Origin of the sequence: Bradyrhizobium sp. SZCCHNRI1009 (assembly GCF_032487575.1) — a bacterium.
Taxonomy (GTDB): domain Bacteria; phylum Pseudomonadota; class Alphaproteobacteria; order Rhizobiales; family Xanthobacteraceae; genus Bradyrhizobium.
Genome location: NZ_JAUEUL010000001.1, coordinates 158,592 through 173,824 on the forward strand (window position 1 = coordinate 158,592; position 15,233 = coordinate 173,824).

Consider the following 15,233-nt stretch of genomic DNA (forward strand, 5'->3'; position numbering starts at 1 on the left):
TGATGGATCATCCCACATGCGTATCTTGGTGTCCGTGCTGTTGTTGTCGGCGGCTGTTTTGCCGTGCTCCGCCCAGACCGTCCTGAAGTCCGAACCGTTGATGCTGGCCCCCTACGAGGTGGCGCTGGTGCAAACCGCGTCCTGCCCGTCGGGCAAGGTGCTGAAGGTGACCGGCGCGATCCGCGGCGTCAGCCGCAAGCGCGCATGTGTCGCCCTTCCGGCCGAAACGGTATCGCTGGCGACGGCGACGCCCTGAGAACGGGCTTCATGGCGACCTTCCAGCGGGCAGCTCCGGCTGCCCGCTGATCGCGGGTCTGTCTGTCGAAAAATCCTTGATCAAGGCAAGTCGTCCGCGGGAGCGGACGGGCATGAATGCGTGAATGTCTTCTGCCGGCGGCTTCGGTCTGGGCACGCCGAGGCTCGGGGATCAGCCGTGCATAGAGCCTATGGTATCATCCAAGGCGCGCTTCCCGCCGCAGCCGCTCAGGATGCGAACGGGATGTTGAACTCCTGCTCGGCTTCGACACGGTTCTGCCAGGGATCTTCCTCGGGCTCGGCGGCGCAGGGCCGGATCTCGTAATCATTGTCGAGCTGCAGATGCGCGGTCGATCGCGCATTGATCATCACGTCCACCACCAGCCCACTCTGCCGCGCCAGCCTCCAGACGTCTCCCTCGGTCGGATAGGCCTTGCTCAACTTGGCGTCGTTGCAAAACAGCGCGTAGGGCATTCCAAACAGCTCCGGAGAAGCGAAGGATGAACCGAGAATGAACGGCACGTGCAGCGAGACACTGGCGCGCCTGAGGCAGGAAAGGGGCCTTTTCGGGCGGCCGAGTCGTAAACGAGTCCTAAATTTTTGAAAAAAGAATCCGTGGGACTCCGGGGCTAGAATCGCCAGATGGTTAAGCCCATGGGAACCGATCTCCACATCTTCTGCGGGCGGATCCAGCTGACGCTCGCCTTTGGGCTGCTGCTCGCCTTCGTCGCCAATGTGGCGCTGCTGTGCGCCTGGCTGTGAGCCGGCGTGTCGATTGCGGATACGTTTGTGCACCCTCGGCCATTTTAGATACTTGGCGCGGTCGCCTTTAGTCCTCAGGGAGGGCGCTCCGTCCGGCCGATGCTTTCAGGCGCGCGAGTGTCGCGCTGAAATATTCCTGACGCTCCCGATTGAAGCGCTCCTGATGGGCCCGGAAGCGCGCGACGCGGGCGCGAATCTCCGCCTGCATGTCGCGCTGGAGATCGAGCTGCGAGGCGATGCTTGTGAAACGCTCCGCAGGGACCGGGCTCGCGGTGGCGAACAAAGCCTCGGACGCGACGGCGTCGGGCGCTCTCGGCCTTGCAGGCTCCCCCACAGCATCGGGGATCTCAACTTGCACGTTGCCGCCGCGACGTGTCTCGGTTTCGACGGTGTTGGCCATCACGTGCTCGACAGCGGCATGCGTCGGGCGACCGGCCACGGCCTGCTGCGGTGTGATGGGGGTGCCGACCGGAACGGTCGGCAGCTCGAACTGGGCGAAGTCGGCGGGCTTGCCGGTGACCGACTGCACGAAGGCCATGGTCTGCGCGATCAGCGCATCACGCTCTTCCTTCCACGTCATGACGCTTGTCCCCCGATGCCTCAATTGCAACAAAAGCGGCTGACGAAATCAAGTTGAAGACCAGTGACTTCTGGGGATAAGCAGGAGTTCTAGGTGAGATGTGACAACAATATTGCCACAGTGTGAACCCGTTTCGTCCCCACCCGCGAAAGGCGATACCGGAAATCCAGTCGCGTACAAATGGTTCCTAAGCGGCGGGTTTTTCCGGAGCTCTTCTTGACAGAGGAGGGCGGCTCGCCCCTATGACCGAGCCGCCCCGGACTTCGGGGATCATCTGCTCGCAACCTTCGTGCACCGTCCGGGCACTTCGCAGTCTTCGATGGACAACCCTTCACGCTCCGAGCGGTCGCGCAAGGCCGCGCTCACCGCCGCCCTCACCATCATCGCCCGCGATGGTCCGGGGCGGCTGACGCTCGACGCCATCGCCCGCGAGAGCGGGCTGAGCAAGGGCGGCCTGATGCACCAGTTTCCCAACAAGGAAGCGGTGCTCAAGGCTCTGCTGGAACAGCAATTCCTGCATTTCGACGAATTCGCCAGCAGGTACAGGGCTGAAGCCGGCAAAGCGGCTGATCAGCCCGAGCTCGCGACGCAGATCGCGATCTCGCGGGAGCTGATCGCACAGCAATATTCGGTGGCGCAGGCCATGCTCGGGGCGCTCGCCCAGGAGCCGGGATTGCTGGCCGATGCCCGTGCCAAGGATGCCGAGAGAGTAGCCGAGATCCGCGGCGAGGCCGATGACGCCGATCTCGCGGTTCTGCGATGGGCGGCGGCACGTGGGCTTGCCTTGATGACGATGCTGCGCGTCTCGCCGCTGGAGCAGCCGGACCTGGACCGTCTGTTTGCCCGCCTGCTCGACGACCAGCAATGGACTGCATTCCGGCAGGCCGGGACGACCGGGGAGCGGTGACACCCTCGAGCTCGGCGCCATCTCCAGCCTTGGACGGTTCAATCTGAGCGAAGTCGGGCTGGCTTGCGTCCGATGGCGCTCGATGCCGCCGGAAGTCCCTGTCGATCGCGCATTCCTTCTCATTCGATTTGCTATTTACAAACCGTCTAGTCGGTTTATAAAGATGATCATGTGAGGCGCTGGCAGCGGCGCCGCAGTCGTGGAGAAGGGGCGCCCAACACATCCGATCCCTCGGGCCGGGTGCCTTACCGCTACGCGGCTGCCGCCGACTGGCGCAGCTACGACAAGGTGACACTCGATCCGGTCGTGATCTATCGCGGCGCGGATCACCAGTTCGGCGACATGTCCGATCGGGACAAGGCTGCGCTTGCCGCCTACATGCAGCAGCGTTTCCTGGAAAGTCTCTCGACACGCTTCCAGATCGTCCATCAGCGTGGGCCGAATACCCTGCGCCTGCGGCTGACCCTGACCGGCGCCGTCGCCAACACGCCGGTGCTCGGCATCGCCTCCCGCTTCGATCTCGCCGGAGCCGTCTACAACGGCGTGCAGAGTGCACGCGACGGAGAAGGACTACTGACCGGCTCGGTGTTCTATGCGGCGGAGATTTTCGATGCCGCGAGCGGGCGGCTGCTTAGCGCCTTCGTCAGCAAGCAATATCCCTCGCCCTACGACATCAAAGCCAGCGTTGGTGCGCTCGCGGCCGCCGAGGCCGGAATCGATAAGGGCGCCGAGGCCCTGGTCGCACAGCTCCAGTGAGCGGGCCGTGCGAACGATCGCGCCGCGCGGGCAGATGGCACCGCATCGGACGAGCGCGTGGCTCGAGGCCATGGAGACAATGAGGTCCCTGGACATGACATTGAGATTCGTTCTGCGCGTCGGGTTGCGCATCGTCGTCAGTCTGCTGCTGTCGATGGCGGAGGGCCGTGGTCACGCCGCTCCCGTCGGCGATCCGGTCGGCACATGGTTGACCGAGGACGGCCGCGCCCGCGTCCGCATCGAGCGCTGTGGCGCGATGGCCGACCGCGTCTGCGGCTACATCGTCTGGATGAAGGAGGTGGCGGATGCCAAGGGGCAGCCGTTCCGCGACCGGCTGAATCCCGATCCGGCCAGGCGCGGCCGTCGGCTGCTCGGCCACCAGATGCTGCTCGGCCTGAAGCTGAACGCCGACGGCCGCCACAGCGGCGAGGTCTACAACGCCGAGGACGGCAAGACCTATGCTGTCTCGATCTGGCGCGATGGCCCGAAGATTCTGGCGGTCAAGGGCTGTCTGCTCGGGCTGTTCTGCGCGACGCAAGGTTGGGCGTTGGTCACTGATCAGGTGCCCGGCCAACTCATCGGAGCGACCGGCGAGGGCGGCGGGCCGTTGCCGGATCCAGAGTGGACTGCGCCCAGGCCGCCGTCGGCGAGCGGCATCGCCAAGCCAGCCGTCAGGACGAGGGCGAATTGACGCCTAAAGCCGGTGACAGCCATTGCCGCAGCAAATCCCAACTGCACGGAAGCTGGTGCCGGCTGAGGGGATTGAACCCCCGACCTTCGGTTTACAAAACCGCTGCTCTACCGCTGAGCTAAGCCGGCGAAGGCACATTGGTGGCGCAGATCTCGTCGTCAGTTTGCGACGAGGTCTCGCGAAGCGCGGTGTTCCTACCAGAGTTGATGCAGTCCGGCTACTCCCCGCGTGAGCGCCGCTTCTCCCATCAGCCCAGCAAAAAGGGCGGCCGTTGGGCCGCCCCTGTCGGAGCCGATCGTCGAAGCCGCTCCGGCTCGATCTTTACTGGCAGATGTGCATCAGCCCGTCGCTGCCCTTGAACATGGTGCCGGGGCGGCAGACCAGGCCGTTGCGGGTCGCGTAACTGTTCCAGTCGCCATAGTAGCCGTTCGGGCCGCGATCATAGCTCGGTTGGCCGTAAGAGGGGCCGGGACCGTAGGCATAGGCGTCGGCGGTGCGGAACGGCGCGGTGGCGATGGCGCCGGCGGTTCCGATGGCTGCGCCAGCAACACCTGCGGCGGCCCCCACGGCACCCGCCGCGACGTCAGCCGGCCAGAAGCCGGTGCCGCGGCGATTCCAGTCGTTGTTCCAGCCATTGTTGGTCCAGCCGGCGTCGGCGCGCTGCTGCTGCATCATCGCGCCGTCGTGGCGGGCCATGTGGTGGCGGTGGTGCATGTCGCGCGCCATGGCCGGGCCGGCCAGCGCGGTCGCGAGAACAGCAGCCCCGAGAATTGCAGATCTGATCATGGATGACTCCGTCGTTGCGCCCCAACTCCTAAGTTCCTCCGGCCGCTGACGTTCCGCGGTCACGCCGTTTTTCACGACGGCCGGCGGTGCGCGTTGTCGACACTGATCGCGATCGTCGCGTGCGGGGTAGCGGCACGCCGGGCGGTTGAGGGAGCCGTCGGGCTGGTGACATCCACGATTGGGCTGCGCACGATGGTCGCGACCGCGCGGGCTGATGATCAGGCATTAACCCTCACGCGTGAACCCGACCGGAGCTTTAACCCGGAATGATGGCTCGCGCGTTAGTCTTACCGGCAGATTGATGTGCGCGTTTAACCCATCAGGGCGCGCGTTGCGGTATTTGTAGGACGGCAACCGGGGCGTGAATTCATGCGTATTGCAACGGCTTTTGTGATTGTGATCGGGACCTCTTCCGCCGCGCTCGCGAGCGAAGGCTTCGAGATCGTCATTCCCCAGCGACCCGGCGTGCCCGTCGTCATCGACGGCATTGATGCCTCCTATGCTGTCGTCGAAGGCCAGTCCAGTCTCGGCAAGGGTCAATACATGCAGCCCACGATCTATGGCGGCCGCACGGTCCCGCCCGAGCCATATGTCGGCCATTACTATCCGACCCTCGGAGCGAGGCCCGGCTATGGCCGGATGGAGATCGAGCCGCCGGCCGATCGCAAGCTGCCGAAGCCCGCCGAGAGCTATTCCCGCTCGTGGGGCGCTCAATCCCAGATGCAGCCGCCGGAGCCGGCGGTGCCGATGTATCCGCCTGCCGTCATCCTGGCTCCGCCCGATGGTGATCCACGCGGCTATCCCAATCGGCCGCCGGCCTACCGCCGCTAGCGAGCAACTCACCATCGACAGCCAAACACAAGCAAGACAAGCAAGAACAGATCAACAGGAGAGAGTTATGCGTGGAGTAATTTCAGGACTTGTCGCGATTGCCGGTCTCGCCGTCGCCGGCAGCGCACCGGCCGCGGCCTGCGGCGCCACCGCCTGCGGCCCGTGCGGCTATGCCACCCCCTGCGCGCCGCAGGTCACCTATCAGCCGACGCTCACCTATCAGCCGACCGTGACGTACCAGCCGACGGTGACGTATCGGCCGCAATATTTCTATCAGCCCGGCTACACCTATGGCCACGGCTGCGGCGCCTGCGGCGCGAGCTATGAGCGGCTGTCCGAGCCGACCCGGCAGTATTATTACGTCAACCAGGGGCCGACCTACAGTGGTCCAGGCGCCTTCGCGCCGTATCCGGCCTATGAGGAGCAGGCGCTGCCGGTCTACAGCTATCACCATCGCCGCCACGCCTATCGCTGGGGCGCCTCCCCTTACTATCACGGCCAGCGCGTGCTGCGCCGCTACTACTGATCAGCCGGACATTCGTTCAGGCCAACGCCCGTGCGCCTCGGCGCGCGGGCGTTTGATCATTTCGGCATCAATCCGATCCGGGTCGCGCCGATATAGAGCGCGAGCACGGCGGCATTGGAGACGTTGAGGCTCTTGATGGCGCCGGGCATGTCGAGCCGTGCCACGACGCTGCAGGTCTCGCGCGTCAATTGCCGCAGGCCCTTGCCCTCCGCGCCCAGCACCAGCGCGAGCGGCTCGCGCAAGGCGACCGCCGCGATGTCCTGCTCGCCCGCGCTGTCCAGCCCCACCGTTTGGAAGCCGCGCTCGTTCAGGCGCGTCAGGGCGCGAGCGAGGTTCTGCACCGTGATGATCGGCACCAGTTCGAGCGCACCGGAGGCTGATTTGGCCAGCACGCCGGTGGCCTCCGGGCTGTGGCGGGCGGTGGTCACGATCGCCTTCACGTCGAATGCTGCCGCCGAGCGCAGGATGGCGCCGACATTGTGCGGGTCGGTGATCTGGTCGAGCACCAGGATCAGCCCCTCGGCCGCGAGCGTGTCGATGTCCGGCGAGGGCAGGGGATCTGCCTCCGCCAGCAGGCCCTGGTGCACGGCGTCCGGACCGAGCCGCTGGTCGATCTGGCTGGGGCGCACGATCTCCGGCGTCACCCTTGTTTCGATCCGCTCGTCGGCGAGCCGCCGCGCAGCGTTCTCGGTCAGGTAAAGTTTGCGAATCCTCCGCTTCGGATTGGCCAGCGCCAGGGTCACGGTGTGCCAGCCATAGAGAATGACGGGGCCATCCGAGCCGTGGTCGCGTTCACGCCACGGCTGCGGCCGCTCGAATCCGCGCGGTTTGCCGGAGAATTTGCCGCCCGGACGGCGAAAAGGGGGCTTTCGGTCGCGTTCGCTCATGGCACGAGCTTCTGTCACGGCCTGCGGATTCTGGCAATTTGGCACCGCTCAGGCGGGAAAATTCGTCGTCCCTTGGTTGACTTCGAGGGGCGGGTTCGATCATAAGGGCCCCGGCCGCGCGCGCCCGCTCATCCGGGCCCCGCGGTCTTACCGTCTCCATGGCGCTGATGGTCCCCGACGCCGCTGTTCCGCGGCCGGCCCGAATTGCCATCGATACGGGGGAGTGTCCCGAGTGGCAAAGGGAGCTGACTGTAAATCAGCCGCCTCATGGCTTCGCAGGTTCGAGTCCTGCCTCCCCCACCATCTACTGCCTTTCAGCTCGACGAGATTTTTCGAGGGCAATGGACCCCCTTAGCCATTGTTTCGCTGCAGACCGTGCGTCGAAATATATGCCTCGCATCTCGGGCCCGGCGGTCGGTCGCGATATTCATTGGATCCTTCGTTGTTCCTTGATGCCGGGGCGGCGATTGCTCACGGCCGTCGTGGCGGGCCGGCGTGGCAATGGCGTGCGACTGATCGCCTGTTGCCGTTCCGCTGTGTCGCTTGAGGGCCCATCTCACTTAATGCCGCGGAAGCGGTCCATATTGAAGACAAACACGAAAAACTCGACATTCTCCGAGGCGAGATTTTTCTTTGTGAAATAAATAGCTGACTTTAAATCACCGCCTCGGCTTTACTTCATTCCCACTGCTTTGATTTTGCTTCAGATTCTGAAATCTCCGCTCCGGAGAATATGGCGGAGCGTAGCTATTCTGCCACAACCGGTCGATTTTTCGCCGCAACTGTGGCGAGTCGCGTTGCGAGCCGATCTCGGGTTTGTTATCGGTTCCGTATGTTCAAGAGCATATATACACCCATTTTGATATGCGTTGTGGGAATGAGCTTTAGCCCGGCATTGGGCGCTGAGCCGTTCACCATTCAGGATGCCATCAACCAGGCGGTGAAGACCAATCCCGGCGTCGGGGAGGCCGCAGCCAATCGGCGGGCCACCGAAGCCGAGCTTCGCCAGTCCCAGGGCACGCTGCTGCCGCAGGTCCGGCTCGATGCGAGCGCCGGGCCGGAGATGCTCAAGCAGTATGTCTCGCCGGCGCCGAGCAATAACGGCCGCTACCTGCGCGGCCGCGAGGCCGGCGTGGTGGTCCGCCAGTTGCTGTTCGATGGTTTTTCCTCGATCAATGAAGTGTGGCGACAGGCCGCGCGGGTCGATGCCGCCGCGTACCGCGTGCTGGAGCGAACCGAGCTGATCGGTCTCGATGCCGCCGAAGCCTATGTCGACGTGGTGCGCTACTCCAGGCTGGTCGCGCTGGCCGACAAGAACCTCAAGGTTCATCTCGAACTGCGCAAGAACGTGCTGGCCCGTTTCCAGGGCGGCCGGGCCGGCGAGGGCGACACGCAGCAGGCCGAGGAGCGGGTCGCGGCGGCACAGGCCGTGCTCGAAGAATTCCGTCTCAGCCTCGAAGTGGCGCGGGCGAAGTACCGCAAGGTCGTCGGCGTCGAGCCCTATAATCTGCGTTTCCCCGGCCGGCTGTCCGACATGCCGCGCGACAAGGCGGAATCGCTCGACATCGCCTACAAGTTCAATCCGACCCTGCGCGCTGCCGCGGCGGACGTGACGGCCGCCAAGCGCGGCTTCGATGCCACCACCGGCACCTTCCTGCCGACGCTTTCGCTGGAAGGCCGCGCGACGACCGGCAAGGAATCGATCACCTACAACAATCGTTACGACGAGGTCAGCGGCAAGGTCGTTGCGTCCTGGGATATCTTCAACGGCGGCCAGAACAGCTGGCGCCGCGAGGAAGCCGCGCAGCGGATGATCCAGGAGCAGCAGAAGCATGCTCGCCTGCAGCGCGATGCGCTGGAGTCGATCGACAAGGCCTGGGCGGCTCGGATCATCACGGCTGATCGCGTCTCGGCTCTCGTCCGCGATGTCGAAGCGGCCCGCCGCACCTTCGTCGCCTACAACAAGGAGTATGAGCTCGGCCAGCGCACGCTGATCGATCTCCTCAACTCGCAGAACCAATACTTCAACGCCAACGTGTCGCTGGTGTCTGCGCGCGGTGTGGTGGTGTTCGCGGACTATCAGCTGCTCGCCGCGATGGGCCAGATGCTGAACTACCTGAAGACCGGGCATCCTCCGGAGACCGAGCCGGTGGATACGCCGAGCGGCTTCATCGGCTACAGTCTGGCTCCCATTCGGCTGAGTGCGCCGGCGCCCGGACCGCAGCCGCTGAGCTCTGCAGGCCCGGTGCCGCTGTTCGGCCTGCATGATGGTACGCCGAAGCATCCTGCACCGATTACCTTTGGGGATCGGTGGGCCTCGAGCGATCCCGAGGATACGACGTTGTTTGTTACCTCCGGAAAGTACGGCGGATTTGCTCAGAGCCTCAACGGGCCCGCGTCGAAATAGCTGCAACTAACAAAAGCCGGTGCATCTCGCGCCGGCTTTTCACCATATGCATTTACTTTGCGCTGAGATTGTCGAGAAACACCCGTAAAAGTCTCGAAAAAGTCGGGTGCAGGCCAAAGAACTGGGCTAGAGCAAATTATTAGCAAGAAGCGATGGGTGCAGGCCCGCGTGGGTCGTTGGGCCAGATGGATTTCCGAGGCGTTGTTGAATATTCGTCCGACAAGGTTCGAGCTCGAAGAGACGGCGCATGTGATGCCGCAGATGAGCACAGCCGTACCGGCAGCTGATCCTCTCAGCGACAGTCTGCTTTACCTCGCAGCTCATCACGGCCGCGCCTTGAGCCGCAGCGCGCTGCTGTCCGGACTGCCGCTCGAAAGCGGCGTGCTCAGCATCGCGCTGTACGAGCGCGCCGCGCAGCGGGCCGGGCTCGAGGCGCAACTGGTCGAACGGCCGCTGAGCGAGATCCCCGCGCTGGTGCTGCCCTGCGTGCTGATGTTTCACGACGGCACCACGCGCATCCTGCTGACGATCGACGAGGCCGCCGGCCGTCTCACCATCGTCGATCCCTCGCGCCGCGAACAGCCGGCGATCGAGCGCTTCGAGGCGGTCGCGGCGCGATATGTCGGCTTCGCCTATCTGGTGCGGCCCGCCGCAGTCGTCGATCCGCGCGTGGCGGCGGCCGGCGAGGTGTCGAAGACGCACTGGTTCTGGTCGGTGGTCAGCCGCTTCGGCGCCAACTACGGCCATGTCGCGATCGCCGCATTCATCGTCAACATCCTGGCGCTGGCGGCGCCGCTGTTTACGATGAGCGTGTACGACCGGGTGATTCCGAATGGCGCGATCCCCTCGCTGGTCGCGCTCGGCGTCGGCCTCATGCTGGCCATCGGATTCGACTTCCTGCTCAAGGTGGTGCGCAGCCGCATCATCGACATGACCGGAAAGAAGATCGACGTGGTGCTCGCCGCCAACATCTTCGAGCACGTGATGTCGCTGAAGATGGACAAGCGGCCGCCATCGGTCGGCATCCTCGCCAACCAGCTCCGCGACTTCGATTCGGTGCGCGAGTTCTTCACGTCCGGTACCGTGGTCTCGGCGACGGACATGCTGTTCGCGGTCGTGTTCATCATCGTGCTGTTCATCATCGCGGGTCCCATCGCGTGGATTCCGCTGCTGATGCTGCCGGTGATGATCGCCGTCGGGCTGCTGATCCAGCGGCCGCTCGAACGCGCGATGCGGCAGATGCAGGCGCAATCCGCCGCGCGTCACGGCATCCTGGTGGAATCGCTCAACGGGATGGAGACGGTCCGCGCGGTGGCCGGCGAGAGCCGGGTGCAGACGGTCTGGGAGCGTTCGGTGGCGGCGCAGGCGCGCTCCAGCGAGGACGTCCAGTTCTGGGCGTCGATGGCGATGACCGCGGCGAGCGTCGCGAGCCAGTTCTGCAGCCTTTTGCTGGTCGTCGTCGGCGTGTTCCTGATCCTCGACGGCAAGCTCTCGGTCGGCGCGCTGGTGGCGGCCAACATGCTGTCGGGTCGCGTGCTCGGTCCGATCGCAGGCATCGCCGGACTGATGACGCGCTTCACCCAGACGACGTCGGCGTTGCGCTCGATCGACCGGCTGATGTCGCTGGACCGCGAGCGTCCGCCGGAGAAGATCTACGTCGCGCGCGAGATCAACCAGGGCCGCATCCAGTTCAAGAATGTCAGCTTCTCCTACCCGGGAAGCCAGACCAAGGCGCTCGACAACGTCTCCTTCGACATCAAGCCCGGCGAGAAGATCGGCATCATCGGCCGCGTCGGCTCCGGCAAGACCACGGTGGGGCGACTTGCCACCGCGTTCTATCCGCCGACCGAAGGCAGCATCCTGATCGACGGGATCGACATCCAGCAATACGACCCCGCCGATCTGCGCGCCGGCATCGGCTTCGTGCTGCAGGATACCGACTTGTTCTACGGCAAGCTGCGCGACAACATCACGCTCGGCCGTCCCGCCGCGACCGATGAGGAGGTGCTGGAGGCGGCGCGGCTCGCCGGCGTCGAGACCTTCATCGCCGGCCACCCGCAGGGCTATGAGATGATGATCGCCGAAGGCGGCCGCAGCCTGTCGGGCGGGCAGAAGCAGGCGATCGGGCTTGCGCGCGTCCTGATCCGCAAGCCGCGCGTGCTGTTCCTCGACGAGCCGACCGCGCATTTCGACGTTCGCAGCGAGGGCGAATTCCTCGAGCGCCTGAAGTTGCTGGCCAAGGGCGAGATGTCCATCATCGTCTCGACCCACCGGCCGTCGTTGTTGTCCCTCGTCGACCGCATCCTGGTGTTCGACTCCGGCAAGATCGTCGCCGACGGGCCGACCGCGCAGATCCTCACCATGCTGCGTCCGCAGCCGCCCGCGGCGGCGCCGGCCGCGAGCCACACCGCGAAGCCGGTCCAGGGGACGAGGTGACATGGCGCACAGCGATTTCGCGTTCTCCAACGACATCCGCGCTGCCGTCGAGCTGCGCACGCCGAAGACAGCGCGGATGCTGCTGCTCGCTTCGCTCGGCCTGTTCTTCACCTTCCTGATCTGGGCGCATTTCGCCGTGCTCGACGAGGTCAAGCGCGGCAATGGCAAGGTCGTGCCGTCGCGCCAGACCCAGGTGGTGCAGTCGCTGGAAGGCGGCATCATCGCCGATCTCCTGGTGCAGGAAGGCGCGATCGTCGACAAGGATCAGCCGCTGGCGCGGATCGAGGACACCAATTTTGCTTCGCAGTTCGGCGAGATCCGCGAGCGCCGCGGCGCGATGGCCGCCCGGGTGATCCGGCTCGCGGCGGAGACCGAGGGCCGCAGCCCGGTCGAGTTTCCCGATGACCTCGTCGCCGACGCCCCGCGCGCGGTCCAGAGCGAGCGCGCCGTGTTCGATGCGCATGCGCGCAAGCTCGCGCAGGATGTCGACGTGGTGCAGCAGCAGGAGCAGCAGAAGAGCAAGGAGATCGACGAGCTCAGGGCGACCGAGAAGCGCTTCTCGGAGACGCTGGCGCTGCTCAATCGCGAGCTGGGTCTGACCCGCAAGCTCTATGACCAGAAGGTGGTGCCCGAGATCGAGATGCTGCGTGCCGACCGCCAGGCCACCGACATGCGCGGGCAGCTCGCGGTGGTGCAGGCGAGCATCGTGAAGACCGAGGCCGCGGTGCAGGAGGCGCGCTCGCGCCGGCTCAACATCGTCACCGCCTTTCGCGCCCAGGCCGAAGACGATCTCGCGAAATCCCGCGGCGATCTCGCCGTGCTCGACGAGAACATCAAGTCGGCGCAGGACCGGGTACGGCGCACCGAATTGCGCTCGCCGGTGCGCGGCATCGTCAACAAGCTCAACGTCACCACCATCGGCGCCGTGGTCGCGCCGGGCGCCAGCCTGATGGAGATCACGCCGCTCGACGACACGCTGCTGGTCGAGGGCCGCATCCGTCCGCAGGACATCGCCTTCATCCGCCCCAACCACGAGGCGGTGGTCAAGCTCAGCGCCTATGATTCGTCTGTGTACGGCTCGTTGCACGGGCGCGTCGAGCGCATCAGCGCCGACACGATCACCGACGAGAAGGGCGACAAGAACGAGCGCGGCGAGACCTTCTATCGCGTGATGGTGCGCACCGAGAAGAACCATCTCGGCACCGCCCAGCAGCCGCTTCCGATCCTCCCGGGCATGGTCGCGACCGTCGAGATTCTGACGGGCAAGAAGTCGGTGCTGGACTATCTGGTCAAGCCCGCGCGCATGCTGCGTGACGAGGCGCTGCGCGAGCGCTGAGCAAGGAGCAGGGTGCCCGCGCTGGGTACGGGCTCCGCGAAGGCATGCGTGCCACCGGCGCCGCTGCGCTCATCCGGGCCCGCCCCGAGCGGCGGGCAGCGTTACCAGAATCTGAATCGTTCAAATGCGACACGGTTCGGTTGGCCTTGATTAGTCGCGTTCGCAGCTTGGCGGCGAACATCATTGCGGTTTAACCGGCCCGAAGCAGCGCCGGCCCTATCCCTGATCCGACAACGACCGGGACAGGGATCGACGCGATGACGTCGGCCGATGCCCCGGAGCATACGGGGCGTCACTGATGTTGCGGATCGATCGGCCGCGGGTTCTCCCGCGTGCGCTGGGGCTTGTGCTTGCCTTGTCGGTGGGGGCCGGTTGCGCCGGCGCCGCATTTGCCGAGACTTCAAACCGCAGGTCTGCGCAGGGCACTGCGGATAGCGCGCTGCCGGTGCCGCCGCCCGTCCGTTTCTTCACAATCAATGCCGTGCTCGCCAAGCATGACGGCCTGCGTCGCTCCGCCTCTGGACCCGTGGAAGTCGCATCGACCGATGCATCCGGGCGCGCCGGAGTCGTCAGCGACGCCCCGCAGGCACCAGCGGTCGCGATGCCAAGCGACGAGCCGTTCGGCCTGATGACGTTCCGTGCCCCCGAGGGCGTGCTGTGGGTGAAATGGCGCGGCATCCAGGGCGCGATGGCAAGCGAGCGGATCTCGGTCGAACGTTGCAACGGCGACGACGCACGCTGCTCGGCGTCGGAGCGGATCTTCGTCGCGCTGACGCGGTCGGCGGCTGCGGCTGGCGACGGCCGCGCGCGCGCGGAAATGATCAATCGCGGCGTCAACCAGGCGGTGCGCTACGTCAGCGACGACCAGCAACACGGCGTGCCGGACGTCTGGAGTTCGCCATTGCAGACCTTGCGCAGCGGCCTCGGCGACTGCGAGGATTACGCGATCGCCAAATACGCGCTGCTGCTGGCGGCGGGAACGCCCGAATCGGATCTCAAGCTGCTGCTGGTCCGCGACCTCGCCGTGCGGCAGGATCACGCCGTCGTCGCCGTGCGGCTCGACGGCAAATGGTCCATGCTCGACAACCGGCGGGCCGCTCTGATGGAAGGCCGCGATCTGCAGTCCTTCATGCCGCTGTTTGCCATCGATCATCGCGGCGTCAGCCTGTTCGCGGCGCCCTATGCCGAGCGGCCGCACCACGAGAGCGAGAGCGACATCGCGCCGGCGGCGGAAGCCGATATCGGCGGCGGCCGGGATCCGGGTCGGCCGCTGCTGCTCTGAATGTCGCAGGCGGACGACTTGTAGCCGAGATCATTTACGGTCTTAATGCGCGCAGGGAAGCTGGCGAGCAGGGGGCCGGGGTGAATATCAAACAAGTGATGATTTGCGGGGCATTGGCTCTGGCGGCGATCGGTGGATTCATCGGCCGCGCGCAGGCTCACGCGGTGATGCTGCCGGGCGCGGCGTTTTCGATCGCCTGCGAGAATGGCGGCAGCTACATGCTGCGCTCACGCCCCGTGCTTGCGCCGGGCGAGATCGTCACCGCACAGCTCTACCTCCATCCCCATCGCGCGATTCCAGTTCGTCTCGTCCCGATGGGCGACGGCTATCGCTATGCGGGCCGCGGGGTGTGGCTCGATGGCATCGGTGACCAGGCTTTGTTGTATTTCCGCAAATACGAACCGGTGGCCTGCGTCGTCAGTCGCATCTGAGGCAATCTGCCGCGACTTCAATCCTCTTCAAGAATAATTCCTGCCTTTCGCAAATAATTCGCGAGAGGCCGGTTCCATTTCGGCCGTTTGATGGCGGCAAGCTCTTATTCCCAACAGCGTGCGTGGTGTTCCCCGAGTATTGCGCGATTGAATAACTGCGAATTGGCAGTAATTCTGCAGGCCTCGCCTCCATTTATTCTTGTCGTTCAGGCAGCTCCGCCCCTTAGGCGGAAGCATAGGCACAGCCTTGTTTACCTTCGCAAATGCCGCTGCACTTGACTGCATTTACCCAAAGTCCCTAAAGTCTGATTAACAAGAACCGGTAATATTGACCCGTATTCTCGTTTAATAATAGTTTAA

At 65.0% G+C, this 15,233-nt stretch carries 15 protein-coding genes, 2 tRNA genes and 1 pseudogene; 13 read left to right on the plus strand and 5 right to left on the minus strand.

Annotation, left to right across the window (positions count from 1 at the left end):
* Window positions 1-16 precede the first annotated feature (16 nt).
* A complete protein-coding gene (locus QX010_RS00765; protein WP_315737532.1) occupies window positions 17-256 on the plus strand; it encodes a DUF6719 family protein in 240 nt (79 codons plus the stop codon).
* A 227-nt stretch (window positions 257-483) separates the two neighbouring features.
* Here the strand turns inward: QX010_RS00765 and QX010_RS00770 are convergent, their stop codons facing one another.
* On the minus strand, window positions 484-729 hold the full coding sequence (locus QX010_RS00770) for a hypothetical protein (protein ID WP_315801031.1): 246 nt from the start codon (window positions 727-729) through the stop codon (window positions 484-486).
* Between the two features lie 180 nt (window positions 730-909).
* On the opposite strand from QX010_RS00770, the gene QX010_RS00775 reads away from it, so the two are divergent.
* The gene (locus QX010_RS00775) at window positions 910-1,017 is read left to right on the plus strand and encodes a hypothetical protein (RefSeq protein WP_041750859.1); all 108 of its coding nucleotides are present in this window, start codon (window positions 910-912) and stop codon (window positions 1,015-1,017) included.
* Between the two features lie 67 nt (window positions 1,018-1,084).
* Here the strand turns inward: QX010_RS00775 and QX010_RS00780 are convergent, their stop codons facing one another.
* Complete coding sequence (locus QX010_RS00780; RefSeq protein ID WP_316177031.1) at window positions 1,085-1,597, minus strand: hypothetical protein; 513 nt, start codon at window positions 1,595-1,597, stop codon at window positions 1,085-1,087.
* Window positions 1,598-1,916: 319 nt separating this feature from the next.
* Here QX010_RS00780 and QX010_RS00785 point away from each other — a divergent pair, with 319 nt between their 5' ends.
* The 3 genes and pseudogenes from QX010_RS00785 (at window position 1,917) to QX010_RS00795 (ending at window position 3,951) form a co-directional block, all read left to right on the plus strand.
* Window positions 1,917-2,504 (plus strand): TetR/AcrR family transcriptional regulator, encoded by a 588-nt coding sequence (locus tag QX010_RS00785; RefSeq protein ID WP_316177033.1) that lies wholly within the window; start codon window positions 1,917-1,919, stop codon window positions 2,502-2,504.
* 210 nt (window positions 2,505-2,714) lie between these two features.
* Window positions 2,715-3,260: pseudogene (locus QX010_RS00790) on the plus strand (DUF3313 domain-containing protein); the annotation flags it as partial.
* 94 nt (window positions 3,261-3,354) lie between these two features.
* Window positions 3,355-3,951: a DUF2147 domain-containing protein gene (locus QX010_RS00795; protein WP_316177035.1), complete on the plus strand. Its 597-nt coding sequence runs from the start codon at window positions 3,355-3,357 to the stop codon at window positions 3,949-3,951.
* A 53-nt stretch (window positions 3,952-4,004) separates the two neighbouring features.
* Here the strand turns inward: QX010_RS00795 and QX010_RS00800 are convergent.
* Together QX010_RS00800 and QX010_RS00805 are read right to left on the minus strand one after the other, a co-directional pair.
* Window positions 4,005-4,079, minus strand: a tRNA-Thr gene (locus QX010_RS00800).
* Between the two features lie 193 nt (window positions 4,080-4,272).
* Window positions 4,273-4,737 carry a hypothetical protein gene (locus tag QX010_RS00805; protein WP_316177037.1) on the minus strand — a complete coding sequence of 155 codons (465 nt, stop codon included), beginning with the start codon at window positions 4,735-4,737 and terminating at the stop codon, window positions 4,273-4,275.
* Between the two features lie 369 nt (window positions 4,738-5,106).
* Here QX010_RS00805 and QX010_RS00810 point away from each other — a divergent pair, with 369 nt between their 5' ends.
* Window positions 5,107-5,568 (plus strand): hypothetical protein, encoded by a 462-nt coding sequence (locus tag QX010_RS00810; protein ID WP_315801025.1) that lies wholly within the window; start codon window positions 5,107-5,109, stop codon window positions 5,566-5,568.
* 67 nt (window positions 5,569-5,635) lie between these two features.
* Complete coding sequence (locus QX010_RS00815) at window positions 5,636-6,094, plus strand: hypothetical protein (RefSeq protein WP_316177040.1); 459 nt, start codon at window positions 5,636-5,638, stop codon at window positions 6,092-6,094.
* Between the two features lie 56 nt (window positions 6,095-6,150).
* Here the strand turns inward: QX010_RS00815 and rlmB are convergent, their stop codons facing one another.
* A complete protein-coding gene (rlmB, locus tag QX010_RS00820; RefSeq protein ID WP_316177041.1) occupies window positions 6,151-6,981 on the minus strand; it encodes a 23S rRNA (guanosine(2251)-2'-O)-methyltransferase RlmB in 831 nt (276 codons plus the stop codon).
* A 217-nt stretch (window positions 6,982-7,198) separates the two neighbouring features.
* Here rlmB and QX010_RS00825 point away from each other — a divergent pair.
* The 6 genes from QX010_RS00825 (at window position 7,199) to QX010_RS00850 (ending at window position 14,873) form a co-directional block, all read left to right on the plus strand.
* Window positions 7,199-7,284: transfer RNA gene (locus QX010_RS00825), tRNA-Tyr, on the plus strand.
* A 574-nt stretch (window positions 7,285-7,858) separates the two neighbouring features.
* Window positions 7,859-9,388, plus strand: coding sequence for a TolC family outer membrane protein (locus QX010_RS00830; RefSeq protein WP_316177042.1), 1,530 nt, complete (start codon window positions 7,859-7,861; stop codon window positions 9,386-9,388).
* Window positions 9,389-9,640: 252 nt separating this feature from the next.
* Entirely contained in the window at window positions 9,641-11,824 is a 2,184-nt protein-coding gene (locus tag QX010_RS00835; protein WP_410051411.1) for a type I secretion system permease/ATPase, read from the plus strand.
* 1 nt (window position 11,825) lies between these two features.
* Window positions 11,826-13,160: an HlyD family type I secretion periplasmic adaptor subunit gene (locus QX010_RS00840; RefSeq protein WP_316177046.1), complete on the plus strand. Its 1,335-nt coding sequence runs from the start codon at window positions 11,826-11,828 to the stop codon at window positions 13,158-13,160.
* 601 nt (window positions 13,161-13,761) lie between these two features.
* Window positions 13,762-14,442 carry a transglutaminase-like cysteine peptidase gene (locus QX010_RS00845; RefSeq protein ID WP_316177048.1) on the plus strand — a complete coding sequence of 227 codons (681 nt, stop codon included), beginning with the start codon at window positions 13,762-13,764 and terminating at the stop codon, window positions 14,440-14,442.
* A gap of 113 nt (window positions 14,443-14,555) precedes the next feature.
* The gene (locus QX010_RS00850) at window positions 14,556-14,873 is read left to right on the plus strand and encodes a hypothetical protein (protein ID WP_316177050.1); all 318 of its coding nucleotides are present in this window, start codon (window positions 14,556-14,558) and stop codon (window positions 14,871-14,873) included.
* Window positions 14,874-15,233 lie beyond the last annotated feature (360 nt).

Bases quoted from the DNA above. Each gene is read 5' to 3' on its own strand.
- QX010_RS00765 (WP_315737532.1), top strand. From the start codon at position 17: ATGCGTATCTTGGTGTCCGTGCTGTTGTTGTCGGCGGCTGTTTTGCCG.
- QX010_RS00770 (WP_315801031.1), bottom strand. From the start codon at position 729: ATGCCCTACGCGCTGTTTTGCAACGACGCCAAGTTGAGCAAGGCCTAT.
- QX010_RS00775 (WP_041750859.1), top strand. From the start codon at position 910: ATGGGAACCGATCTCCACATCTTCTGCGGGCGGATCCAGCTGACGCTC.
- QX010_RS00780 (WP_316177031.1), bottom strand. From the start codon at position 1,597: ATGACGTGGAAGGAAGAGCGTGATGCGCTGATCGCGCAGACCATGGCC.
- QX010_RS00785 (WP_316177033.1), top strand. From the start codon at position 1,917: ATGGACAACCCTTCACGCTCCGAGCGGTCGCGCAAGGCCGCGCTCACC.
- QX010_RS00795 (WP_316177035.1), top strand. From the start codon at position 3,355: ATGACATTGAGATTCGTTCTGCGCGTCGGGTTGCGCATCGTCGTCAGT.
- QX010_RS00805 (WP_316177037.1), bottom strand. From the start codon at position 4,737: ATGATCAGATCTGCAATTCTCGGGGCTGCTGTTCTCGCGACCGCGCTG.
- QX010_RS00810 (WP_315801025.1), top strand. From the start codon at position 5,107: ATGCGTATTGCAACGGCTTTTGTGATTGTGATCGGGACCTCTTCCGCC.
- QX010_RS00815 (WP_316177040.1), top strand. From the start codon at position 5,636: ATGCGTGGAGTAATTTCAGGACTTGTCGCGATTGCCGGTCTCGCCGTC.
- rlmB (WP_316177041.1), bottom strand. From the start codon at position 6,981: ATGAGCGAACGCGACCGAAAGCCCCCTTTTCGCCGTCCGGGCGGCAAA.
- QX010_RS00830 (WP_316177042.1), top strand. From the start codon at position 7,859: ATGAGCTTTAGCCCGGCATTGGGCGCTGAGCCGTTCACCATTCAGGAT.
- QX010_RS00835 (WP_410051411.1), top strand. From the start codon at position 9,641: ATGCCGCAGATGAGCACAGCCGTACCGGCAGCTGATCCTCTCAGCGAC.
- QX010_RS00840 (WP_316177046.1), top strand. From the start codon at position 11,826: ATGGCGCACAGCGATTTCGCGTTCTCCAACGACATCCGCGCTGCCGTC.
- QX010_RS00845 (WP_316177048.1), top strand. From the start codon at position 13,762: ATGCCAAGCGACGAGCCGTTCGGCCTGATGACGTTCCGTGCCCCCGAG.